The sequence below is a fragment of the Pseudoalteromonas sp. GB56 genome, from assembly GCF_054923835.1.
In genome coordinates this window covers 526,475-550,847 of sequence record NZ_JBPCHK010000003.1, presented here as the reverse complement: position 1 = coordinate 550,847, position 24,373 = coordinate 526,475, and the positions used below count along the sequence as shown (strand labels likewise).

Genomic DNA, 24,373 nt, shown 5'->3' with positions numbered 1-24,373 from the left:
ACTAAAAGGATTTTATTATGAAAAAGCTGATAATCAGCATGTGTGCCGTGTCCGTAACCCTTCTATCAGGTTGTGGCAGTACTCCTCCTCGCGTTGCTCAAGATAAAGTAGTAACAATCAACGGAACAGACTTCACGTTCGGTGGTGTTTACGACGTTGATAAAAATCGTTTAGAGCTGAGTGTCAATGGCGATCCAGTAATGAATGGTCGTTTCGCACCTTACACACCCACACTCAACATGAGTGCCCAATATGAAAATCATGATATTTCTGGGTATTGCTATTTTGGTTCTGTGTTGCAGAATCAAGGCGGAGCTTTTGGTGCGATTGCGGGCGTAATTCAAAGCTCTCAACAAAAATCAGGGGATAAATGCGAGATCAAGGTGGCAGGCGAAATAAAAGAGCATTTGTACTTTTAAATCACCTTATACCCAAATATCAAGGTGAGGATTGTCTTCCTTGCCTTTTTTGTCCTTGTCATCCAATAAAGTTTCTTGGCCGCGTTGTTCCTTGATACGTTTACGGTCATTACGTACTTTTTCAACTTTATCGTCTTTAACACCGGCCACATGAAATGCGCCCTTGTGCTGAACATCTAGTCGCGTGATCCTCCCAAGAAAGGGAATCATGATATCCATACAAGCTCCTTCACTTTGCCCTACCGGGGGCATAAAACCACACCCTGTTATCGACAGTTATAGCTTATTCTTTAATCTCATTAAAAAAATGGTTGCACTCCAACACAAGAATATGTTTATCTAATAACCGAATCAACGACAACCTATGTTTACAGCATTTAGAGAAAGAATCATGACATTTACACTGACAACTATTCATCATCATCATCACACCACCGAATAGCCTGTCAGGTATTTCGCTGGGGGGTTATTCCTAAAAGGAACCTCCGGCGCGTAATCACTACCAAATTCATTTTCGCCCCGAGGTCTCCTCGGGGTTTTTAGTTTTAAAATTAAGGAAATGAATTATGAGCAATAACAATCGTTTACGAATCGCAATCCAAAAATCAGGACGTCTTTCTAAAGACTGTCAAAACCTACTCAAACAACTCGGCGTCAAGCTAAACCTCCGCGAGCAGCGCCTAATTGCCCACGCCACAAACATGCCGATCGATGTTTTACGCGTGCGCGATGACGATATTCCGGGTCTCGTTATGGATGGCGTGTGCGACCTCGGTATTGTTGGCGAGAACGTGTTAGAAGAAGTCAAAGCTGAACGCGCCCGCGGCGACAATGCCAGCTCTGTGAAAAAGCTCTCTACACTTGACTTCGGCTACTGCCGCCTCGCTTTGGCATGGCCGCAAGAGCTTGGGGTGCAAGAGAAAAGCTGGTTTGCAGGTAAGCGAATTGCCACGACTTATCCAGAAATTTTGACTCAATATCTTGAGCGCGAAAACATCAATGCCAGTGTGGTTATGTTAACGGGATCGGTAGAAGTTGCCCCTCGTGCAGGGCTCGCCGATGCGATCTGCGACTTAGTGTCAACGGGCGCCACGCTTGAAGCGAATGGCTTAATGCAGGGCGAAACGATCTTAGAATCAAACGCCTGCCTTATTCAAAATGAAAACCTACAAGACCCCGAAAAACTCGCCCTAATCGATAAGCTCATGCCTCGCCTGCGCGGTGTGAAGCAAGCTAAAGAAAGCAAGTACATCATGATGCACGCCCCCAAGTCTAAATTGGATGAGGTATGTGCATTACTGCCAGGTACCGGCCAACCTACGTTATTAGCACTTGCAGGGAGCGACGAATACGTGGCGCTACACATGGTCAGCTCGGAAACACTGTTTTGGGAAACCATGGAATCGCTTAAGGCACTTGGTGCAAATTCAATCTTGGTCATGCCAATTGAGAAAATGATGGAGTAAGCGCGGCATGATTGATTGGAATACACTCTCGGCTGCGCAGCAGCAACAGACTTTACAGCGACCCGCTGTAACAGCAGCAGATAATGTTCGCCCTGTCTGCGAAGACATTTTGTCGCAAGTCAAGATTAACGGTGATGACGCGCTGCGCGACTTCGCCAACCGCTTTGACGGTCGCAATGTTGACGCGCCATTGCTGTGCACTAATGATGACTTTGTTAATGCCGATGCGGCACTCTCTACTGAGCTTAAAAGTGCGATAAAGCAGGCCTATGACAACATTCGTCGTTTTCACCTTGCCCAAGTGCCAAAGAATATGAGCTTAAGCACCCAACCCGGTGTTGCGTGTGAACTACGTTATCAAGCCATTGAAGCGGTCGGAATTTATGTCCCTGGCGGCAGTGCGCCCTTACCTTCATCAGTGTTAATGCAAGGCGTGCTCGCACAAATTAGCGGTGCACAAACCGTAGTATTAGCAACGCCAGTCAAAGGCAAGCAAAGTATTCACCCCGCGATTTTGTACGCAGCGCGATTATGTGGCATTTCTCAAGTACTGCAAATTGGCGGCGCTCCTGCCATCGCAGCGATGGCGTATGGCACACAAAGTGTGCCTAAGGTAAACAAAATTTTTGGTCCAGGAAATTCGTTTGTAACTATGGCGAAACAACTCTGTGCGCAACACGTTCCGGGATTAGCCATTGATATGCCAGCAGGCCCATCTGAGGTCCTTGTGATTGCCGATAGCCGCGCCAAGGGGGAATTTATTGCTGCTGATTTATTGTCTCAAGCTGAGCACGGCCCTGATTCGCAAGTGATTTTACTCAGCGACAGTGTCGAGGTGATTGCAGCAACGCAAAAAGCGCTTGAAACACAACTTGAGCGTTTACCACGTGCTGATATTGCAAAAGCAGCACTTGAAAACTCCGCGCTCATTAAAGTCGACAACATTGAACAAGCCGTAACTGTTTCAAACGAATATGGTCCCGAGCACCTTATTTTACAACTTGCTGAAAGCGCTGAATATTTACCTAAAATCAAAAACGTTGGTTCTATATTCGTTGGTGATTTCACTCCAGAGTCAGCGGGTGATTATGCTTCAGGCACCAACCATGTACTGCCGACTTACGGCTACTCGAAAGTGTATTCAAGCCTAAGCCTGTTAGATTTTTACCGTACATACACTGTGCAAACAGTGACTAAAAGTGGCCTTGCCGATTTAGCAAAAGCAATTATTCCTATGGCTGAAGCTGAAGGGCTGGATGCCCACGCCAATGCCGTTCGTGTGCGTTTAGGAGCCCTACAATGAGCAACGAAGTGATTAAAGAACAAAGTAAAGCACAGTTTCCTGAGAACGTGTTGCCACAAAACATTGCTAAATTAACAGCGTACAGCTCTGCAAAAAGTGAAAAAGCTCACAGGCTCGACTTGGCTTAATGCCAACGAAAGCCCGTACAGTCGAGAATATGAACTGACTAAAACGGAGTTCAACCGCTACCCAGATCCACAACCTCAACAGGTGCTCGATGCCTACAGCAGCTATGTCGGCCTTGACGCCGAGCAAGTGGTCATGACCCGCGGTGCGGATGAAGGCATTGAGTTACTGGTACGCACATTTTGCGAACCCGGTGAGGACAGTATTGCGCTATTCGCACCCACCTACGGCATGTACAAAGTCACAGCGGATACCCACAATGTGGCGATTAACACCCTTAGCCAAGAAACGTTGCAACAAAGTGATGCCGTAGGTATATGTGAACAAGTCGGTGATGCCAGGTTAGTGTTTATTTGTAACCCTAACAACCCGACCGGGGCAATGATCTCTACCAGTAAAATTGCCCAAATTGCCGAACAACTATCCCAAAGAGCAATCGTGGTTGTTGACGAGGCGTATATTGAATTTTGCCCTGAGCAAAGTGCAGTATCTCTAATCAATGATTACAACAATGTTGTTGTCCTGCGCACATTGTCTAAAGCGTTTGCCCTTGCTGGGCTGCGCACCGGCTTCACCTTAGCCAACACAGCGCTTTTAGCACCACTGCGCAAAGTGCTGGCGCCCTACCCTGTATCGACCGTCGTTGCCGATATCGCGGCACAAGCCCTTAGTACCTCGAATATTGCCTCGATGCGCCGACAAGTGGGTATCCTAAATTCATTGAAAGCCCGCTTACAGCAATGGTTAAGCGAAAGCAGTGCAGTGACGATGGTACTCAGTGGTGAAGGTAACTTTGTGACACTGCAACTAGAAGATAAAGCAGCGATTGCAATCGCATATGAGCGCGGTCTAGTCATGCGCCCCTTTGTACTTTTCGGTCAAGACAATTGGCTACGTATATCCATTGGTAACGAGCAAGAACTCAGTGAAGTTAAAGCATGGCTTGATGCTATAGCGCTGAACACAACAAACCAATAACAAGGCAAAACAGGAATAACAATGAGTAACCCATATTTATTTATCGACCGTGACGGCACCTTGATTGAAGAGCCTATCACAGACAAGCAAGTGGACAGCTTAGAAAAACTCGCCTTGTTGCCCAACGTGATCCCAGCACTGCTTACCTTACAGGCTAATGGATACAAGTTGGTAATGGTGTCAAACCAAGATGGTTTAGGAACAGACAGTTTCCCGCAAGCTGACTTTGACGCGCCACATGACAAAATGATGGCTATTTTCAGCTCCCAAGGCATCGTCTTTGAAGATGTACTGGTTTGCCCGCATTTCGATGGTGACAACTGCCAATGCCGCAAACCAAAAACAGGTTTGCTGGTGGACTTAATGCGCTCAGGCAAAGTGGATATTGCCAATTCATATGTGATTGGTGACCGCCAAACCGATATCCAGTTAGCCGAAAACTTGTGCATACAGGGCATTTTATACGACAACAATTGGCCACAGATTGTCACCCAGTTGACCACGGCTAATCGTCAAGGTGCGGTAAAACGCGATACTAAAGAAACGCAAATAAGCGTGGCGCTCAATCTTGATGCCAACAAAAGTGGTGAAATCAGCACGGGTTTAGGCTTTTTTGATCACATGCTCGACCAAATTCGCACCCACGCAAACATCTACCTAGATATTCAAGCCACAGGCGATTTACACATCGACGAGCACCACCTCGTTGAAGATGTGGGTATAGCCCTTGGTCAAGCACTGCGTCAAGCGTTAGGTACTAAGTCGCAAATTGCACGCTATGGGTTTGCGCTACCGATGGATGAGTGTAAAGCCGAGGCACAAATAGATTTATCTGGGCGAGCTTCTTTTGTCTTGAACGCCAACTTTAGCCGCGAAAAAAGCGGGCGATTTAGACGTACAAATGGTCGAGCACTTTTTCAAAAGTCTTAGCGATAATGCCGCTATGTCGCTAATTTTGAGTGTATCTGAGGGCAATTGCCACCACCAAGTGGAAGGCTTGTTTAAGGCGTTTTCTCGGGCGCTACGCACTGCTATAAGCGAAGATGCCACGCAACAAACTGCCAGCTCTAAGGGGGTACTATGATAGCCATCATCAATACCGGTTGTGCCAACATCAACTCAGTGCGTTTCGCATTTGAGCGTTTGGGTACGCCTGTTGAAGTCATCACCGATGCGCAGCAATTGCGCCAGTATGAGCGCGCTGTTTTACCGGGAGTGGGTCATGCAAAAGTGGCCATGGCCAGACTTATTGAAGGCGGTTGGCAACAAGCCATTGATGAATATCAGCGCCCTCTTTTAGGAATTTGCCTTGGTATGCAGTTACAATGTGAGCACACCGCAGAAGGTGATACGCAATGCCTGGGTATTATTCCCGGTGCAGTAAGCGAACTTGAAGTAGGTGATTTAAGTGCACCACACATGGGCTGGAATCAGCTGTGCATTGCTCAAACGCACCCGCTGACTCAAGGTGTAAAAGATACCGACCAAGTGTATTTTGTGCACAGCTTCGCCCACCAAGTGAATGACGCAACATTGGCCACCAGCGAATACGGGCAACGTTTTTCTGCGATTGTCGCCAAGGACAATTATGCCGGAATGCAATTTCACCCCGAACGCAGCGCGAAAGTAGGCGCGCGACTTCTTCAAAACTTTATTGATTGGCAGGCATAAAGAAGCATTATGATTATCCCAGCATTAGATGTATTACAACAACAAATCGTGCGCTTGTATCAAGGCAAATACGACACTGCACAGTTTTATCCGTTTGATTTAGCCGAGCGACTGATGGACTATCAACGCCAAGGCGCGCAAAAACTCCACCTTGTTGATTTAGAAGGTGCGCGTGACCCTGATAAAAAGCAGTGGCGTCAGATTCAAGAAGCGACCAAAGCCTTGGGCGTAGGTTATCAAGTTGGTGGCGGTATTCGCAGTATTGATGACGTCACTCAGTGGCTAGAAGCGGGTGCGGCACAAGTGGTGATTGGCTCAAAAGCGGTGAATGATAAAGAAGAAGTGGCGAGTTGGATTGAGCGCCATGGCGCGCAGCACTTTGTTATTGCCCTTGATGTCAACAAAACAGAAAAAGGCTGGATGCCTGCGACTCACGGTTGGTTAGAAAGTGGCGATGTGTCTTTGTTTGAGCTCATCGACTTTTACGCTAACCTTGGAGTTATCGATTTTCTGTGCACCGACATCAGCAAAGATGGCACCATGAGGGGCCCTTCATTTAGTTTGTACGAAGAGCTGCAAGCGCACAATCCCCACTTGCGCATTCAAGCATCGGGCGGCGTAAGCTCACTTGAGGATATTCGCCGCTTGAAAGAAATTGGCACCCAGGGCGTCATTCTTGGTAAGTCGCTACTTGATGGCGCATTCACCGTTGAGGAGGCATTAGCATGTTATCAAAGCGCATAATCCCCTGCTTAGACGTAAAAGACGGCCAAGTCGTTAAAGGCGTACAATTTAAAGGCCATGAAATTGTTGGCGACATTCTCAATCTTGCCAAAGCCTACAGCGACGCCGGTGCTGATGAGTTGGTCTTTTACGAGATTAGCGCCAGCGTCGAAAAACGCTTATTAGACGTAAATTGGGTTGAGCATATTGCCCGCAACATCGACATTCCCTTTTGTGTCGCAGGTGGCATTAAATCAGTCGCTGACGCTGCCCGCGTGCTGCAAAGTGGCGCAGATAAAATTAGCATCAACAGCCCTGCTATCGCGCGCCCTGAATTAATTCGCGAGTTGCATGATGAGTTTGGTAAACAATGCGTCGTTGTGGGTATCGACAGCTTTTTTGACGCACAGACGGGTGAATACTTGGTGTATCAATTAACCGGCGATCCCAACAGCTCATCACGTACTCGCTACAACACATTGGAGTGGGTAGAACAAGTTCAAGCGCTCGGTGCAGGTGAAATCGTACTAAACTGTATGAATCAAGACGGCGTCCGCAATGGATACGACATCGAACAATTAGCAAAAGTACGTCAGATATGCCATGTTCCCCTGATAGCTTCAGGCGGTGCGGGCAAAATCAGTGATTTTAGCGACGTGTTCACCCAAGCGAATGTCGATGGCGCCTTGGCAGCAAGCGTATTCCACAAAAATATAATTAATATGGGTGAGTTAAAACAACACTTGGCCAATAACAACATAGCGACTCGATTATGCGAATAGATTTAAACAATGTCAGTGACGTAAATTTCTCTAAATCACCTTTGATTCCAGCAATTGTCCAAGATTATGTCACCGGACAAATTCTTATGCAGGGTTTTATGGATCATGCGGCCCTTACACACACCTTAGAGCAAAAGAAAGTAACTTTTTATTCGCGTTCCAAACAACGGTTATGGACCAAAGGCGAAAGCTCTGGTCATTTTCTGCATGTTGAAGCCGTTTATACAGATTGCGACCAAGACTCTATTTTGATTATGGCCTACCCCGATGGCCCCACCTGCCACCTTGGCACCCAAAGCTGTTTCGGTGATGCTAAACCCAGCCTTGGCTTTTTGGCAGAGCTCGAGCAAATTATCATCGATCGCAAAGATGCCGATCCACAAAGCAGCTACACCGCTTCGTTGTTTGTCAAAGAGCTAGCTCGCAGCTGCCAAAAAGTCGGCGAAGAGGGCGTAGAAGTGGCTTTGGCCGCCATGAAAAATGACAATAACGAGCTCACCGATGAATCCGCCGACTTGCTCTATCACCTTATAGTGCTTTTACAACGCCAAGGCTTGTCATTAGCTGATGTAGTAAGCCGCCTACAATCTCGCCATTGATGTGGGATTGGTGTGTATTTGCCATTGCCAGAGAGTGCCGTCCTTGGGTATGCTAACAACATCCCAATTAAGGAACTCTTTGGCATGAAAGCACTTTATCCCACTCTCGCTGCGCTTATTTTGGCTGCAGGATGCGCAGGCCAGGCACAAAAAGAGCAACAAGCTCAAGTTGACAGTCTTAGTCCCTGTGAAAAAATTGATGCGCTACTTGGCGCCTATGACAATCGATTCGCAGGTTTAAAACTTGCTCGAACGCAATCAAAGTTTATCGATAGCTGGCAAGCACGCTACAACTTAATTGGTGATAGCTGTCAGATCTCTGCACTAAATGAAACAACTTATTCATACAGCTGCCAACAAACATATAAAGAGAAGGACGCTGCGTTAGCCGTACATCAGCAAGCAGTTGATTTTACCCGTCAATGTTTGGGAGAAGGTTGGTATGAGCAGCAAAAAGAATCTGAAACTTCTTTACGCACAACCTTCGTGTTAGATGAAAATAAGCCCTCTGTTTCAGTGCATACAGGTAAATCATTGTCTCGTTCTACGCCTTGGATGACGTCTTATGACATCGGAAAAACCAAGTAATCGCATTTTAGGCACTAAAGAAAAGCTGGGCATCATCCCAGCTTTTTTTGTTTTCTAATTGCAATACTGTCGAGTTTCAAAGCTTCAATGTGACGCTTTTGATAAAGAAAATAGGTGTTGCGCAAAACCACTGTAGCTCACCCGCCAATCCAGCAGCATGTTGATTTAGGCGTAAGCGCAACGTTGATAATAGCGCGATTTTCACCGAGCATTTAACACCTTACGCACCTAAAAAGCGAAGACTAAACGGCCTGTTTACGTTGCTTTGTGTCAATTTTTTGGAAATTAACGGCTTGATTTTTGCCATTGTTCTTAGCAGCGTACAATGCCGTATCTGCCATTTCAATGAGAGACTTCGCGCTCGTGAGCAGCTCAGGAATGATTGAGACATAACCCACGCTTATGGTTACCGTATCTTGATCGTCACCTGGGTGGTCAATAGCGAGGTTTGCAACTTCTTCCACGATGTTTTGTGCCAGTTTTTCAACACCCGCTTTTTCACCGTAAACTATTACAGCAAACTCTTCCCCACCATAGCGACAGACAATATCAGTTTCACGATTACAAACGTTAAAAAATGCTCTGGCCACCGTTTTCAAACACTCATCACCTTGATAGTGGCCGGCAGCATCGTTGAAAAGTTTGAAACAATCGATGTCCGCCATGATCAAAGAGATATATCGTTGTTCACGGCGAGCCAAATTGATCAAAAATCCTAACTGGTTATCGAATTCGCGTCTGTTTTTAAGATTGGTCAGGCCATCCAACGTTGCTTGCTTATATAAGATATCAGTGGTTACTTCAGGCTCGATAATCCCCAGCAATATAATCGCTTCGCCATTGTCGTTACGACACAGAGCTTTTGCACGACTAGTAAAATAATTCACCTTTTCGGTGACTTCATCATAGTAAGGAAAACGATTGTTATATTCACTGCATTTGTTATGACGAAGGTCGCTGTAATCTTGTAATACCTTTCGAGCTTTGTCACTGCTCTTTAGCGCGATGAATTTGTTATAGTCACCGCATATTGGGCATGTACCAAGGACTGAGTGCCCTACCTTGTCACTGTCGAGGTGAAAGGTGTCACGCATAGTCTGATTGCAATAAAAAGTATCAGGGTCATCTTCTAAATCGATCAGCCACCAGGAAACACCTGAAAAGCCCAAAAAAAACTCACACTTTTTATAGAAGTGCTCAATTCGGGAATTAGGAAACATCTCACTCGTTCTATTTAAACCAGTCGATTGTATTAAGTTTAGACGAATCCTCATGAGTTAACATAATTTAACGAAAACTGAACGGCGCGTCGTCTACTCAGTGTCACCCAGTTGTCATACCTTATTCATGGCTATGACTTATTTTACCGACAAACTCTGATTAACAGATTTTCAGAGTAACCTCACTATGTTTCCCATCTACGTAATCAACCTAAAAGGCAGTGAACAGAGACTGGCTCGCGCGAGTCAGCAACTATTCGCACAACGCCTCTCATTTGAACGAATTGATGCGGTAAACGGCAGACTGTTAAATACAGAGCAAAAGCATGCTGTTATAGACCCACAGGCGAACAGGCAAAAATTCTATCGACCATTGAGTGATGGCGAGATTGGCTGTTATCTCAGTCATAAAAAGTGTTGGCAGCGATTACTTGATTCCCACTGTGACTATGCTGTGATTTTAGAAGATGATTTTACTGCTACTGGTAATCTCAAAAACTGTGTCGAAGTGGCAATGAAGTCCAAACTCCCCTTGGACATCGTCAAATTGTGTAACTATCAAGGCAGAGAACGTCCTGTTAAGTATCAGCACGCGCTTAGTAATAAGCACATACTCGTAGTTCATGACAAACCACTTAGTGGTTGCTGTGCGTATATCATCACCCGTGCAGGTGCGAAACGTATGTTAGCGCATGCGCAAAAGATTTACCGTCCTGTGGATACGGATATTCAACATACATGGGAAACGGGTGTGAGTGTTGGCGCAATACAGCCATACCCAGTGTTACAAGACAATTTTTTTGACAGTGATATCGCCAGTAGAGGTCGTAATAAGCCCAAAGCGTACCCTTTGCAAAAGCAGCTGCTGGCAATAAAAAGTTGGCCGAAGGCACAAATAGCCCGTCGTCAATTGATTTATAAACTTCACAAAGGTGATAAAAACCTCATATCGGCACCTGTAACCAACACGTGAGTTTGAGTACACAGATGCCGACATTTGCATGCCTTAGTCGATTAGATCAACGCCAACCCACGCTTTAAACAAGCGCTTTTGTTCATCCGAAGGTGTCGCCACAGGTTGCACCTTCGCATCTTTATCAAAGGTTTTAGCCAACACCACCGAGCTTGTTTGTAAGCGATCACGGCGGAAATAGCTCACTGTAATCGCATCACCGGCTTTGTATTGACCTAGAGAGGTCGCTAGATCAGTACTGATACGTCGGCCATCTAACGCAACAATCACATCGCCAGCGGTTAGCCCAGCAAGCCAACTTGCACCGCCACGACGCACATGTTCGAGTTTAAGTAACCCTTTATCCAAGCTCGTTGTCGCATCTAGGCTCACGATTTCTTTCGCATCCTCAGGATACACTCGCTCTAAACCTACTTGTGCAAGTAGCGCATCAAAGTCCACTTGCATCGGTGCATCAACATTATTGGCCCACCACTGCGCGTAATCTTGGCCACTTAAATCTTGCAAAATAGCCTTTACATCTTTTTCGTTAAAGCTATTTGGTAACTTATGCCTGTTGTACAGCTCCTTGTGTACATCGCGGTAGCTCACTTGCGCATTAGAGTCACTTAATAGTTTGAGGTCCAACACCATAGACAACAGTGAACCTTCCGAATAGATGTTGGTACTGTAATTCTTACCATGGTCGCCGCCTTGGTTAATCCAAGAATCAAAACTTGTTTGTGCAACGCTTTGCGTATCGCGACCCGGCGTAACAAGGTGACGATTGATGCGTTTAGCTAAATCCTTAAAGAATTCTTTTTTGGTCATCAAACCAGAACGCAATAACAAGTGATCTTCAAGGTAACTGGTTGAGCCCTCAGACAGCCACAATAAACGCGTGTAATTTGGCTCGATATAGTCATAAGGCACCATGCCCTGTGGACGATACGCTTTGACATTCCAAGTATGAATAAACTCATGGGCGGCCGTGGCGATGAAACCTAAATAATCTTCGCGTTTGGCAAATTTGTCGCGTTGGCGTTGAATAATTGTCGAATTAAGATGCTCAGTTGCGCCACGTGCACCTGATGTAGCATGCACCATAAAAACATAACGCTCGTACGGGTAATCATCCCAAATCACATTGCCAGTTTTAACCAAGGTCGTTAAATCAGCAACCATCTTCTCGCTATCATAATTACCCTCTCCCCAAATAACGAGTTCATAGTCACGATTATCAACGCTAAATGCATGTAGTTCGTTGATGCCAGTTTCTATGGGGGAATCAACTAACACATCAAAATTCGGGGCAATAAACTGGTGTTTATTGTCGCCTTTTTTCATACCTGATACTGAACGCCATGACTTTGGTACATTCAATTGTACAGTGACAGGCTCGTTACGGGTGGCTTCGCTATACATAAAGAACCCGGATGCATCGATAAATGCGTGGGTATCGTCGATGTGGCGAGCACGCAAACCAAGTTCGTTGGCATACACTTGATAATTCAAGGTTACAGCTGTTGGTTCATCAAGGAACACTCGCCAAGTGCTCTTATCGATTTTATGCCATTTTAGCGTGCTACCTTTTTCATCCTTCGCTTCAAAATAACGAACACCATTGGCTAGGTCCAAAATAGTGTAGCGGCCTGTGCGCCAAGCGGGGAATTTCGCATCAATGTAGCTTTGACCGGTTTTATCAAAAGAGACCGTCACGTCACCTAAATGGTGCGCACTTTGCGAAATGTCGAGTTGATAATGTGTGTCGGCTAATGCTTGCTGGCTAAGAAAAAGTAAGCTTGCGGAAATTACGTTTCTAATCACGGAACACCTGTACATCAAATTTGGTGCAGCAAGGGTATCAAAACGCAAGCAAACGAAACAATTTTTTGCGTTTAATCACGGATTAAGCAGAAAAAAAACAATTGTTAAAACGGTAATGCACAGAAATATGTTATACACTGGAACATATAATTGTGACGAAGGAAAATAAGACGTGACTGAACAGCTTGAAGCTTTACGGAAAAAGTTGAATTCAGCCATTTCACAACGGCAAACAATAGAAACTACGCGACAAGAGCAAGTGGGTACGCTGGCTCAGTTCATCGCCAAACTATCGTTAGTCTGTAAAGGGATTGATATAGAGCTTGATAATCGCCTTGCGGGTTTTAGACGCCACCTACAAAAAGGCGCTAACTACAAAGAATTAAGCCCAATTATTCACGAGCTAAATGCGTTACTAAGTCGCCATGAAGCCAATGTGGATGCGCAGTATCGTGAGCTGCAAGCGAGTGTTAATCAAGCTGGCGTCCGCTTACAACAACGCAAAGGGTTGCCTGATGACTCACGCAGGACGCTTCGCGAATTACTTAATAAGCACCTCTCAAACGCAAAGTCACCACTTGATTTTGTGCCTCTGTTTGAACGCCTCGTAAATATTTATGATGAAGTTCTGCATGCCAAAGAAAAAAGTGCGGATTTTCCTAACAATGACGATGTAAAGCGTTTTGCCAATGAACTGACTCAAATTACCAGTGAAGTCAGTGTCCAGGGGGAATTTGCAGAACTAGTTCGTAACATCAAAACCACGATCAACAGTGCTAATGAACTTGACCAGCTGTTAAACGCCAGCATCGAGCTCATGCGCATAATTATCTTGAGCTTGAGTAAAGAGCGCCGTTCAGCGCAACACTTTTTGGCGTCGCTGAATCAGAGTTTAGCAGACTTACAGCAACTCCTGACCAACACGACTGATAAATCTCGAAAGCTCGATTCAAAAATCAATGAAGTGTATAAGCAAATTGATCACAACATTGCCGAGCTCAGCATGAGTGCAGAACAGGCGACGGATATTACCGAGCTGAAAGTAACGGTTGAATCAAGACTAGCGAGCTTAACTGAGCAACTATTAAGTAAAGAACAGCTTGAAGCCCAGCAACGCGACGCCTTGCAAGAAGGCTTGCAGTCCATGCAATCTCGCGTTAATGATCTTGAGCAACAAGTTGAAAGCTATGAAACGACCATCGAGCGCCAGCGTATCATGTCTATGCAAGACAGCTTGACCAAGTTACCGAACAGATTAGCATTTGATGAACGACTGGAAATCGAATTAGAGCAAGTTCGCCGAACAAACTCTGCGGTCAGCTTGGTGGTGATTGACGTTGACCACTTCAAATCAATCAATGACAAATATGGCCACAGCGCTGGCGACAAGACCCTACTGGTCTTAGCTACCGCAATGAAAAAAGCGATTCGCAGTACCGACTTCATCGCTCGCTTTGGCGGTGAAGAGTTTGTGATAATTATGCCCAATGTTGATATTGGCAACGTTGTTCGCCCACTCGATAAACTGAGAAACAGTATCAAAGGGATCCCTTTCAAATTTAAGAATGAACAAGTTCAAATTACCGTTTCCATCGGTGCTACCCAAATTCTGGCTAACGACACGGCGCTTAGTGCTTTTGATCGCGCGGATTTAGCACTCTATGACGCAAAAAATGGCGGACGCGATCGTTTGATAATCAAGAAATAGCCCGTGTTTCACAAAGGAGTAGGCTATGAAAATACAGCTCAACCCAACTGGTGTTTTAAATCTATTATCGCAATTGGAAGTCGATTTGTTGGAAACATCAACGACCGAACGATATAGACTATTTCGTAATTGCTCATTAGCAGTATTGAATGTAGGCAGTCATACAGACTCGAGCGCAGAGATTTATGACAGTTATAAAGATTTTGATATTAGCCTCATCGTACGCGAACGGGGCATTAAAATTGAGCTCACCAATCCGCCGCAAACAGCGTTTGTGGATGGCGAAATCATTCGAGGTATTCACGAACACATTTTTTCTGTTATCCGCGACATTGTCTTCATTTGTCAAAAGCACCACATCATGGAACAACACGAGCCAAAAGCAATAACCCACATGGTGTTTGATATGCTGCGAAACGCCGGGGCACTTGAGGTTAATACTGACCCGAAAATGGTCGTGTGTTGGGGCGGACACTCTATCGCTGAACATGAATACAAGTACACCAAAGAGGTAGGGTATCAACTCGGTCTTCGGGGCATGAATATTTGTACAGGCTGCGGCCCTGGTGCAATGAAAGGACCAATGAAAGGCGCCACAATTGGTCACGCTAAACAGCGTATCAATAATCCTCGCTACTTAGGTTTGACAGAGCCAAGTATTATCGCGGCAGAGCCACCTAATCCAATCGTTAATGAATTGGTGATTTTACCTGACATTGAAAAGCGCCTTGAAGCCTTTGTTCGTGTTGCTCACGGAATCATTATATTCCCAGGCGGTGCGGGTACAGCCGAAGAGCTGCTTTATTTGCTTGGCATTTTGTTGCACCCAGATAATGCTAAACAGCAATTGCCAGTCATTTTAACCGGACCGGCTCAAAGCAAAGACTACTTCGATGAAATTGTCGCGTTCGTTAAAGACACCCTAGGACAAGAAGCACTCGATAAATTTGATGTGATAATCGACGATCCGCAGTTAGTGGCAAGTACGCTCAAAACGAAAATGAAAGAGGTACGTGATTATCGCAAGCAAGAAGGGGATGCTTACTACTTCAACTGGACATTGCGAATTGATCCAGAGTTTCAGGCGCCATTTGCACCAACGCATGAGAATATGGCAGCGCTGGACTTACACTTGGATCAACCCAAACAACAACTCGCTGCCAACCTAAGACGCGCATTTTCTGGTATTGTAGCGGGCAATGTGAAAGATGAAGGGATCCGCGCGATTAAACAACACGGTGTGTTTGAATTATCGGGTGACCCTGAGTTAATGAAGAAGATGGACGCGCTGCTCAGTGCATTCGTGCGTCAAGGACGTATGAAACTACCCGGCAGTAAGTACACTCCCTGTTATACAGTTCGGACCTAATGCAATTATTACTAATCGATGCGCTGAATTTAATTCGGCGCATATACGCTGTTTGCGAAAGTCAGTATGGCGCTCAAAGCGAACAAGCAATCAATGAAGCTGTTGAGCGCACAGCTAACGCTGTTAAAAAGCTCAGCCGCCAACATCAACCTCACTATGCCCTCGCCGCGTTTGATGGCGATACCAGTTGGCGTTACGATTTTTTTGATGGCTACAAAGCGTCAAGAAAGCCAATGCCTTCGACATTACAGCAACAATTGCCCCGCTTTGTTGAGGCAATCACGCAACAACACATCAATGTTGTACGCGCACCCAATGAAGAAGCTGACGATGTGATTGCCACCTTAGCTGCTAAAGCCAGTGCACAAGGATTGCAAGTCACTATCGTCTCGACGGATAAAGGGTACTTACCGCTCATAGAGCAAGACGTGGTTATCTATGATTATTTCAATAAATCTGCACGTACTCGAGAAGACATAGAAGAAAAGTACAAGGTAAACGTTGAGCAATTATGGCAATATTTCGCGCTTGTCGGTGACAAAACGAATGATATACCCGGCGTGAGTGGTATAGGCGCAAAATCAGCACAATCCTTGTTGCAAGAATTTTCAAGTGTTGCTTTAGCATTGCAAACAAAGCCTGACGATAAAGTTCAGCAACTATTAACACGCCACTTGTCAGACTATGTTCGTGCGCTTGCCTTGGTTTCGTTGCGAACTGATATCGATTTAGGTATATCTTTAAAGCAATTACGTGTGCGCGAGGATGCTGAGCACATCATTTTGACGACTCAGCAACCTTAGCAATGTGGTCACTTAATGGGTATACTGGCTCAAGTTAACGGTGTGAAGGCAGAAAGTGGATGTGGAGTAAGGTTCTCAAATACATAATTTTGGGTATCGGTGTATATGCAGTCATTGCGACTCTGGTTATGACCCTATACAAAGACGACCCTGGTGCCATGGTATGGCAAGACAGAGAAGCCTACAACAAACGTTTTATTGCAAAATTAGATACGTCCACGCCCATGCATATTGAAGAAGTGCTTGAAACGCTTGGAACACCTGACCTAACCTTTGTTAAGCGCCGAGGTGACGATATATATCAGATAGTGTTTTATCGTACGCAACATATCAAAGCCGATGGCATTACCACCAAAGATGAGTGCACAGGGCTATTATTTAAGAATAAAAAGCTTTTAGTTTGGGGGCAACAGGCTGAACTCGCCTATGACAAAGTCGATTTACAATCCTAACCATGTACAAGAATTGGGTAAACTTGTTAGCTATATAGCCAAACTACATAAAGCTACTCGCGACAAAACACAATGGTCAAGCCTCTACCCTGCGTTGCTCGTACTAAGTGAACGCCTAAGTACTCTTAATCATAATAATGGCAGCCTGTTTCAGTGGTTATTGTCCTGTGAACTAACCCAGTTTCCCTATGCTACGCGGTTACATATAAAGCGGATTGCTGCCCTTGCTTGTTTAACGCAATCGCAAGGATACCAAGCGAAAGATTGCCAATTAATGATGATGGCTATACTCAGTGCTGACTTATCCGTACTGGGTGTACTTAACAAACGAGCAGACAACAAACCACTGAGCGAGAGAGAAGCGCTACAACTCCAACGCGGTACGTTGTTAAGTATAAAAATGCTCGACATCAATGCACATCAACATCCTGCTTTGGTGCAAATTCTTGCAAAAACAAAACAATATCAACGCATTATAACTAACAAACAAAGTGCACAACTGTATGACGGCTACACCCGAATGGTCGCGCTAGCGCAATTGTTAGGAAATTACACAACCGCCACAGCAAGCAAAGAAGGCGTTCATTTTTTTAACGCTTGTGCTTATGTCTACAAGACCACCCACCACACAGATATCCAATTTTTGTGTACCCAAATAATTGAGCATCTTTCACCACAATTATTAGGTAGTTATTCACAACGTGGCGAGCAAAGCTTTGTTTACATGGGCCAACATCCAGATAACGAGCATATTTTTTCTGAATTAAGAACGGACAAACCTCGCTACCGCATTATCAAAAAGCCGCACTGGCAGTATCTTTCTCAGTGTGAAATCTATAATGACATCAGTGAGTTGATAGAGCGCATCGGTGCCCCCGTTCAACGCAGTCATAAAGTAGTACGCAACACCCAGAACAATCATTACTTGGTCCAACAGCTCAGCCAAGCTCACTCTTATTCGGAGATAGAAAAGTGTATCGCCGAGCGCCCTGAATTGATCGCGCGGATCATGCAAGAAGCGTCAGCCTACAACCGAACGTATCAAAGTGCAGGCACATTGCGTCACGCATTGAGTATGGTAGGACTATACAATGTTGGCGATTTTATCTCTCGTGTCTTACTGGAGCAGCAGGTTCAGGAATTACAACACCCTCTCGCAGCCTTTGTAAAAGCGAGAGTCCAATGCACACACAAGCTTGTCGCGTTCATGAGCGAGAAAATGAAAAATGTCTACTCTGAACGTTTAGCTACGCTTTATCTGTGCTATTTCAACTACTTTTTACAAGAAGCTGGGGCAAAGTTATCACGCACCGCAGCGCTCGACCCGCTTAAGTTACCCTTTGATGAACATGCGCCTCGCCCTATCGCGGCTCTACTGGGCGTCAGTCACTACGACAAAAGCGCCTTACACGCTTATCTCGTCCAGCATTTGGGCGAAAGTGAGTGGGTCAGTGCACTTATTCAAAGTGAGCAGTTACCTTTTAATGAACTTAATACCAACGCGCGCATCTGTTTTACATTCAAACTTGTAATGTTCCATGTATATGGCCATGGTCACAATATCGAACCATGGCAGCAACAATTGGTGAAAAACACCATGCTCGAATGCCAAGGTCCGAGTATTCAACTTGAGACGCTTATTACGCAAGCACTCTCAATTGCCCCTTATAATGGGGTGTAGAAAATTCCATCATAATTCACCATATTTATGTCGGATATAACATATATTTAAAAGCCATATACTGGAAAAAATAAGGGTTTACTGCTAAATTCGCCCCTGAATTCTCACGTAAAATTTCCGCCACCATTTTTTAGCTTTTCATGACACACTGCGCGCCAGTGTGTTTTTGGTATTGGTGACGGTCACTTCTATCAGTTTAAGGAATACTTAAATGGCTAAGCAAACCATTACGGTCATCAAAGGCGATGGCATCGGTCCAAGCATCATTGATTCTGCAATTGAAATTCTTAATGCAGCGGGTTGTGAATTTGATTATGAATTCGTAGACGCTGGCCTAGCAGCACTCGAAAAAACAGGTGAGCTTTTACCACCTGCCACGCTTGAAGCCATTGAACGCAACAAGATCACATTGAAAGGCCCACTGACTACACCTGTTGGTGAAGGCTTCACGTCAATCAACGTTACATTGCGTAAGCAATTTAATCTTTACGCAAACGTTCGTCCTGTAAAATCTTTTGCAGGTACTAAAGCGCGTTATGACAACATCGATATCATTACTGTACGTGAAAATACGCAAGGTATGTACTCTGGTCTTGGCCAAGTAGTATCTGAAGATGGTACTGAAGCAGAAGCGATGTCAAAGATCACTCGTGAAGGTGCTGAAAAAATCGTTACTTTTGCTTATGAGCTAGCACGCCGTGAAGGCCGTAAGAAAGTAACAGCGGTTCACAAAGCAAACATCCTTAAGTCAACGTCAGGCTTATTCCTAAAAGTTGCACGCGAAGTTGGCGAGCGTTTCCCAGATATCGAGTCTGCGGAAATGATCGTTGATGCAACATGTATGAAGCTAGTAATGAGCCCAGAAGAGTTCGATGTAATCGTTACAACAAACTTATTTGGCGATATTCTTTCTGACCTATGTGCCGGTCTAGTGGGCGGCCTAGGTATGGCACCAGGCGCAAACATCGGTGAAGACGCGGCAATCTTCGAAGCGGTTCACGGCAGTGCACCAGACATCGCAGGTAAAAACCTAGCTAACCCAACATCTGTTATTCTTGCTGCTATTCAAATGCTTGAGTACCTAGATATGGGTGACACAGCAGAGCGTATCCGCGCAGCCGTTGCTGATGTGATCAAATCTGGCGATCGTACAACACGCGACCTAGGTGGTGAACACGGCACAACAGACTTCACTGCTGCGGTAATTGAACGTCTGTAATCACACAGTAGAATATAATTCTTTTAAAGACTCGCTAAATGCGGGTCTTTTTTTTCGAACATAAAAAATAAACTGGATTATTTATTCCAAACAAAGAGCTTTAAAATATTATTGCGAATAATTTATCCAAAAATTTCTCTTTTACGGTTGACATTCATTGGCTAAAAAATTAACAATAGGGTCAAAGTAATTAATAGCAACGCCGGCCGCAAGGCCGTTGGGTAAAACATGTCAACAATGTCAGTTCTCGTAGTGATCCTCGTGGTGGTCTTTGTTAAGACCGCGGGGTATACGTGAGCTTTCAGATAAGCGAAACAACCCCCGCACCTTATGCGGGGGTTTTTTTTTGAGGAATGAGGATGAGTAAGCAGCAATTCAACGGCGGGGAGCTAGTTGTCGCCGCATTGAAGAAACTTGGAGTAAATTATATCTTTGGCTACCCCGGTGGTTCAGTCTTAGACCTGTACGATGCTTTGTTTGAACAAGAGGATATTGAACATATCCTCGTACGCCATGAACAAGCAGCAACCCATATGGCCGACGGGTACGCGCGTGCAACAGGTGAAGTCGGTGTGGTCCTGGCAACTTCAGGACCAGGGGCAACTAACTGTGTAACAGGCATCGCAACCGCATACATGGACTCCATTCCTATGGTAGTCATATCCGGACAAGTACCCAGTAACCTCATTGGCGATGATGCGTTTCAAGAAACCGATATTGTGGGTTGCTCACGCCCCATTGTGAAGCACAGTTTTAATTGCCGCAGTGCCCAAGACATCCCGACGATACTCGCCAAAGCGTTTTACATCGCCAGTACTGGCCGCCCTGGGCCGGTTGTTGTAGAGCTACCTAAAGACATCCTAAATCCAGCGACGAAATTTGATTTTGTGATGCCCGACGATGTAACCATACGCACTTATAACCCGAGTTCAAAAGGTCATCCTAAACAAATCAAGAAAGCCGTGAGCACTATTTTAGGTGCGAAGAAACTCGTAGTGTATTCAGGTGGAGGCGTCATCTTATCCAACACCAGTGATAAACTCACTGAGCTTGTTGAAACGTTAAACGCACCTTGTACCAATACCCTAATGGGCCTTGGAGGGATCAGTGGCGAGCACCCCAATTTTATCGGCATGCTGGGGATGCATGGCACATTAGAAGCCAACAAGGCGATGGCACATGCTGATGTGATCCTAGCATTGGGCGCACGATTTGATGACCGTGTTACTAATAATGTGAAAAAGTTTTGCCCTGATGCGACCATCGTTCATGTGGATGTAGACCCTACTTCTATTTCTAAAACTATCAGCGCACATATACCGGTTGTAGGTAGTTTAGATATCGTATTCGATCAATTACTTGAAGCTATCGCCAAATCCTCGCAAGGAATCGACCGAGAAGCTCAAGAAGATTGGTGGCGCCAAATCACCAGTTGGCGAGAGCAAAAATGCCTTAGCTTTACCCCTGGAGTGGAGAAAATAAAACCACAAACGGTGATTCAAAAACTATATCAAGCAACGAATGGCGATGCGTACATTAGCTCAGATGTTGGTCAACACCAAATGTTTGCAGCACAGTACTACCCTTTTAAACACCCACGTCAATGGATCAATTCAGGAGGTCTTGGGACCATGGGCTTTGGATTACCCGCAGCGATGGGCGTCAAGTTAGCCTTTAGAGACAAAGAATCTATTTGTGTGACCGGAGATGGCTCTATTCAAATGAATATTCAGGAACTGTCTACTTGCTTGCAATACAACTTAGCGGTCAAAGTAGTCTCGCTAAACAACCGCTCGCTAGGCATGGTCCGCCAATGGCAAGACATGATGTACAGCGGCCGCCACTCATCCTCTTACATGGAATCTTTGCCCGACTTCGTAAAATTGGCAGAGAGCTATGGCCATGTCGGCATCCGTGTTGATCATCCAGATGAATTGGACGCAGCGATTGAGAAAATGATGTCAATTAATGACCGATTAGTATTCCTAGACGTACGTGTCGATGAACTCGAACATGTTTACCCAATGCAAATTAAACTCGGTGCTGTTGATGATATGTGGCTGAAAAAAGGAGTAAAAGCATAATGCGTCGTATACTTTCAATCCTATTAGAAAATGAGCCAGGCTCTTTATCTCGTATCGTGGGTTTATTTTCACAACGCGCTTACAACATCGATAGTTTGGCAGTAGGTACAACAGACGATGATTCATTATCGCGTATCACCATCACCACCAAAGGCGGCGACCGCGTACTTGAACAAATTCTGAAGCAGGTCAATAAGCTTGTCGATGTTCTTAAAGTCATCGACCTCACCGAGCAAAGCCATATAGAACGTGAATTATTGCTCGTCAAGGTTGTTGCACAAGATGAGACTACTCGCGCTGCTGTGACACGCGTTGTTGACGTATTTGGTGGCGCTATTTTGGACATGGGTCGTATCAGCTATTCATTACAATTGGCTGCAAGCACGGAAAAACTTGAATCTTTCCTTGATACATTGCGCCATGAAACGGACATTATTGAAATGGTACGCTCAGGTGCAATCGGTCTCGGCCGTGGAGACAAAGCACTTAAAGGTGGCTAAATAAATCCAAATTCTAGCCCTTCGAGAATAATTTACACTCAAAGGGCTAAAACAACTATTCACTTTTACACACCCGCCTATTTACCTATAAAGCATACATGTATACTGTACAAATATTGTCTTGAATTTAGCGCGCATTAAAAGGAATTGGAGATGGCTAACAAACAAGTATGGTTTCCGGCAAAGCGATATGGGATTGGCTGGACATTGCCCGTAACATGGCAAGGTTGGGCGGTGCTATTAATATACACTGTGAGTTTAATTGCTCTGAGCGCACGTGTATCAGTAACTACACAAACACAATTGTGGTTACTGTGTTTCCTACCGACTTCCTTAATTTTCTTGGCGATTGTGATGCTTAAAGGAGAGCGGCCAGTGAGATGGCGTTGGGGAGGTAACTAGTTGCTTAAGCGTGAGAATGCTTAGACGTAAAAAAAGGGCCCATTCGGCCCTTTTTATCATAATTCTGTAAATTATGCGTTTACTGAATCTTTAAGGCCTTTACCTGGCTTGAAGCTAGGAATGTTTGCAGCCGCGATCTGGATTTCAGCACCAGTCTGAGGGTTACGACCTGTACGAGCTGCACGCTCTTTTACAGAGAAAGTACCGAAACCTACTAGCGCTACAGAGTTACCGTCTTTCAAAGAGTCAGTTACTGCACCAGTAAATGCATCTAACGCACGGCTAGCCGCTGCTTTTGAGATTTCAGCATCGTTGGCAATTTTTTCGACTAATTGAGCTTTATTCATTGTTTGATTCCTATTCGTTATTTTTTTGCCTTAGCAAGACCTATATTTAAGTATTTTTATTAACTTGGCAACTGCAAACCACACATTTTTATGAAAAAAATTCGCTGAAACGCCTTATTTGTTAACGTTTCTCGATAACTAACGTGATTTCGCCAACTTCCATACCCAACTTATCAATAGACGTGCGGTTGATCAACCTTGTTTCGGTGACAAGATACATCCAATCGTCTAAGTCCACTTCCATGGTATCCCCATCATAAGGGATTTCCAATGTATATTGCCAGTTAAACGCATTACCACGAGTGATACCTTTAGCGGTTCCTACTACATCCCCCGCTTCTCCTGTGAGCGTGCCATCTTCTTTGAGTGTGATTTTCCAAATACGTTCGCCTGTTTCCCCGTCTTGGTAATAAAACTGCTCATCAATGGTGCCTAAATTGCCTTGCCAAGACGCTTGCATGTCAACTTTGAATCGCCTAGTCACCATGCCTGAGTAATCTTGAACAATGCCATATGCGACCAAATCACCATCAAAGAAGGTTCTGAAATCAAATTTGGGCTCAGTCCCTTCGTAATCCTCAATGGAAGCACTGCATGCACTTAGCAAAAATAAGACTACGACCAAAAGCACGTTTCTCATTCACCCGCTCCTATTAATTTCTTTCTAAGTTTAGGTTCACTGGTATCAGGAGATAGCCAGATTGCTGTAAACGCATCACTGAATTGGCTGTCTTCTATCTCTGTGAGGAGTTCGCCATTGAAATAAAATGCGCCTATTCCCAGTGCAGTTGTTTCGTAACTCAAAGAGTCTCCTTTGCGAATATCCGGCCACAGGTCTTCAATAACAGGACCATAAGCTTGCACGTGTTCTGGCTTACCCAAATGGCGCCATTGATCTTTAGTGGCTTTAACAATGTCTTTTGCCTTGAAATCACGTAAGTAAGTGAGCGTTAAACGCATGGGGTGCTGGCCAAACTGATATTCACCGCTAGGGGTAAACAATTTTGCTTCATACACATCCCAGAACATATACGTCATAACGCCCTCTCCAACAGCAACCATGTCCCTGTCAGATGAACTTGCGCGAACGCTAGGGCTGACACTCAAGCACAGGGCTAAAAGTAACAGGAGTGTTCTCATTAATAGTTCCTCAA

Annotated in this window: 24 protein-coding genes and 2 pseudogenes; 20 read left to right on the top strand and 6 right to left on the bottom strand. The window is 45.0% G+C overall.

Annotated features, from left to right (window positions below):
* Positions 1 to 17: 17 nt before the first annotated feature.
* Positions 18 to 419, top strand: a complete 402-nt coding sequence (locus ACH19P_RS17930) for a hypothetical protein (RefSeq protein ID WP_462159983.1) — start codon at positions 18 to 20, stop codon at positions 417 to 419.
* Between the two features lie 6 nt (positions 420 to 425).
* Here the strand turns inward: ACH19P_RS17930 and ACH19P_RS17925 are convergent, their stop codons facing one another.
* Positions 426 to 638 (bottom strand): hypothetical protein, encoded by a 213-nt coding sequence (locus ACH19P_RS17925; RefSeq protein WP_462159981.1) that lies wholly within the window; start codon positions 636 to 638, stop codon positions 426 to 428.
* Positions 639 to 985: 347 nt separating this feature from the next.
* Here ACH19P_RS17925 and hisG point away from each other — a divergent pair, with 347 nt between their 5' ends.
* From hisG to ACH19P_RS17880, 9 genes and pseudogenes are all read left to right on the top strand, one after another.
* The gene (gene hisG / locus ACH19P_RS17920; RefSeq protein WP_462159979.1) at positions 986 to 1,885 is read left to right on the top strand and encodes an ATP phosphoribosyltransferase; all 900 of its coding nucleotides are present in this window, start codon (positions 986 to 988) and stop codon (positions 1,883 to 1,885) included.
* Positions 1,886 to 1,892: 7 nt separating this feature from the next.
* A complete protein-coding gene (hisD, locus tag ACH19P_RS17915; protein WP_462159978.1) occupies positions 1,893 to 3,188 on the top strand; it encodes a histidinol dehydrogenase in 1,296 nt (431 codons plus the stop codon).
* Positions 3,185 to 4,292: pseudogene (hisC, locus tag ACH19P_RS17910) on the top strand (histidinol-phosphate transaminase). Before hisD ends, hisC begins: the two are co-directional and overlap by 4 nt.
* 21 nt (positions 4,293 to 4,313) lie before the next feature.
* A pseudogene (gene hisB / locus ACH19P_RS17905) lies at positions 4,314 to 5,376 on the top strand (bifunctional histidinol-phosphatase/imidazoleglycerol-phosphate dehydratase HisB).
* Entirely contained in the window at positions 5,373 to 5,963 is a 591-nt protein-coding gene (gene hisH, locus ACH19P_RS17900) for an imidazole glycerol phosphate synthase subunit HisH (protein ID WP_462159977.1), read from the top strand. The pseudogene hisB and the gene hisH overlap by 4 nt, the downstream one beginning before the upstream one ends.
* Positions 5,964 to 5,972: 9 nt before the next feature.
* The gene (locus ACH19P_RS17895; protein ID WP_462159976.1) at positions 5,973 to 6,707 is read left to right on the top strand and encodes a 1-(5-phosphoribosyl)-5-[(5-phosphoribosylamino)methylideneamino] imidazole-4-carboxamide isomerase; all 735 of its coding nucleotides are present in this window, start codon (positions 5,973 to 5,975) and stop codon (positions 6,705 to 6,707) included.
* Positions 6,689 to 7,468 carry an imidazole glycerol phosphate synthase subunit HisF gene (hisF, locus tag ACH19P_RS17890; RefSeq protein ID WP_462159975.1) on the top strand — a complete coding sequence of 260 codons (780 nt, stop codon included), beginning with the start codon at positions 6,689 to 6,691 and terminating at the stop codon, positions 7,466 to 7,468. The genes ACH19P_RS17895 and hisF overlap by 19 nt, the downstream gene beginning before the upstream one ends.
* Positions 7,459 to 8,067, top strand: a complete 609-nt coding sequence (gene hisIE / locus ACH19P_RS17885; RefSeq protein ID WP_462159974.1) for a bifunctional phosphoribosyl-AMP cyclohydrolase/phosphoribosyl-ATP diphosphatase HisIE — start codon at positions 7,459 to 7,461, stop codon at positions 8,065 to 8,067. Before hisF ends, hisIE begins: the two co-directional genes overlap by 10 nt.
* Positions 8,068 to 8,151: 84 nt before the next feature.
* Positions 8,152 to 8,655, top strand: a complete 504-nt coding sequence (locus tag ACH19P_RS17880; RefSeq protein ID WP_462159973.1) for a hypothetical protein — start codon at positions 8,152 to 8,154, stop codon at positions 8,653 to 8,655.
* A gap of 242 nt (positions 8,656 to 8,897) precedes the next feature.
* On the opposite strand, the gene ACH19P_RS17875 is transcribed toward ACH19P_RS17880, so the two are convergent.
* Positions 8,898 to 9,875 carry a GGDEF domain-containing protein gene (locus ACH19P_RS17875; protein WP_462159972.1) on the bottom strand — a complete coding sequence of 326 codons (978 nt, stop codon included), beginning with the start codon at positions 9,873 to 9,875 and terminating at the stop codon, positions 8,898 to 8,900.
* Positions 9,876 to 10,062: 187 nt separating this feature from the next.
* Between ACH19P_RS17875 and ACH19P_RS17870 the strand changes: the two genes are divergently transcribed.
* Positions 10,063 to 10,848: a glycosyltransferase family 25 protein gene (locus ACH19P_RS17870; protein WP_462159971.1), complete on the top strand. Its 786-nt coding sequence runs from the start codon at positions 10,063 to 10,065 to the stop codon at positions 10,846 to 10,848.
* A 33-nt stretch (positions 10,849 to 10,881) separates the two neighbouring features.
* Here the strand turns inward: ACH19P_RS17870 and ACH19P_RS17865 are convergent, their stop codons facing one another.
* The gene (locus ACH19P_RS17865) at positions 10,882 to 12,651 is read right to left on the bottom strand and encodes a M61 family metallopeptidase (protein ID WP_462160197.1); all 1,770 of its coding nucleotides are present in this window, start codon (positions 12,649 to 12,651) and stop codon (positions 10,882 to 10,884) included.
* Positions 12,652 to 12,826: 175 nt separating this feature from the next.
* Here ACH19P_RS17865 and ACH19P_RS17860 point away from each other — a divergent pair, with 175 nt between their 5' ends.
* The 9 genes from ACH19P_RS17860 to ACH19P_RS17820 all read left to right on the top strand — a co-directional run bounded on the left by ACH19P_RS17860 (position 12,827) and on the right by ACH19P_RS17820 (position 22,872).
* Positions 12,827 to 14,362, top strand: coding sequence for a GGDEF domain-containing protein (locus ACH19P_RS17860; protein WP_462159970.1), 1,536 nt, complete (start codon positions 12,827 to 12,829; stop codon positions 14,360 to 14,362).
* Positions 14,363 to 14,387: 25 nt separating this feature from the next.
* Positions 14,388 to 15,731 (top strand): nucleotide 5'-monophosphate nucleosidase PpnN, encoded by a 1,344-nt coding sequence (ppnN, locus tag ACH19P_RS17855; RefSeq protein WP_462159969.1) that lies wholly within the window; start codon positions 14,388 to 14,390, stop codon positions 15,729 to 15,731.
* Positions 15,731 to 16,534 carry a flap endonuclease Xni gene (gene xni / locus ACH19P_RS17850; RefSeq protein ID WP_462159968.1) on the top strand — a complete coding sequence of 268 codons (804 nt, stop codon included), beginning with the start codon at positions 15,731 to 15,733 and terminating at the stop codon, positions 16,532 to 16,534. Before ppnN ends, xni begins: the two co-directional genes overlap by 1 nt.
* A gap of 59 nt (positions 16,535 to 16,593) precedes the next feature.
* Positions 16,594 to 16,986: a DUF3192 domain-containing protein gene (locus ACH19P_RS17845; RefSeq protein ID WP_462159967.1), complete on the top strand. Its 393-nt coding sequence runs from the start codon at positions 16,594 to 16,596 to the stop codon at positions 16,984 to 16,986.
* Positions 16,961 to 18,667: a hypothetical protein gene (locus ACH19P_RS17840; protein ID WP_462159966.1), complete on the top strand. Its 1,707-nt coding sequence runs from the start codon at positions 16,961 to 16,963 to the stop codon at positions 18,665 to 18,667. Before ACH19P_RS17845 ends, ACH19P_RS17840 begins: the two co-directional genes overlap by 26 nt.
* 211 nt (positions 18,668 to 18,878) lie before the next feature.
* A complete protein-coding gene (locus ACH19P_RS17835; protein ID WP_462159965.1) occupies positions 18,879 to 19,886 on the top strand; it encodes an isocitrate dehydrogenase in 1,008 nt (335 codons plus the stop codon).
* Between the two features lie 359 nt (positions 19,887 to 20,245).
* Positions 20,246 to 21,970, top strand: a complete 1,725-nt coding sequence (locus ACH19P_RS17830) for an acetolactate synthase 3 large subunit (protein WP_462159964.1) — start codon at positions 20,246 to 20,248, stop codon at positions 21,968 to 21,970.
* On the top strand, positions 21,970 to 22,470 hold the full coding sequence (gene ilvN, locus ACH19P_RS17825; protein ID WP_347389915.1) for an acetolactate synthase small subunit: 501 nt from the start codon (positions 21,970 to 21,972) through the stop codon (positions 22,468 to 22,470). Before ACH19P_RS17830 ends, ilvN begins: the two co-directional genes overlap by 1 nt.
* Before the next feature lie 153 nt (positions 22,471 to 22,623).
* On the top strand, positions 22,624 to 22,872 hold the full coding sequence (locus tag ACH19P_RS17820; protein WP_462159963.1) for a hypothetical protein: 249 nt from the start codon (positions 22,624 to 22,626) through the stop codon (positions 22,870 to 22,872).
* 71 nt (positions 22,873 to 22,943) lie between these two features.
* Here the strand turns inward: ACH19P_RS17820 and ACH19P_RS17815 are convergent, their stop codons facing one another.
* The 3 genes from ACH19P_RS17815 to ACH19P_RS17805 all read right to left on the bottom strand — a co-directional run bounded on the left by ACH19P_RS17815 (position 22,944) and on the right by ACH19P_RS17805 (position 24,359).
* Complete coding sequence (locus tag ACH19P_RS17815; RefSeq protein WP_347389916.1) at positions 22,944 to 23,219, bottom strand: HU family DNA-binding protein; 276 nt, start codon at positions 23,217 to 23,219, stop codon at positions 22,944 to 22,946.
* A gap of 121 nt (positions 23,220 to 23,340) precedes the next feature.
* A complete protein-coding gene (locus tag ACH19P_RS17810) occupies positions 23,341 to 23,859 on the bottom strand; it encodes a DUF3833 domain-containing protein (RefSeq protein WP_462159962.1) in 519 nt (172 codons plus the stop codon).
* Positions 23,856 to 24,359, bottom strand: coding sequence for a chalcone isomerase family protein (locus ACH19P_RS17805; RefSeq protein WP_462159961.1), 504 nt, complete (start codon positions 24,357 to 24,359; stop codon positions 23,856 to 23,858). Before ACH19P_RS17805 ends, ACH19P_RS17810 begins: the two co-directional genes overlap by 4 nt.
* Positions 24,360 to 24,373: the final 14 nt, after the last annotated feature.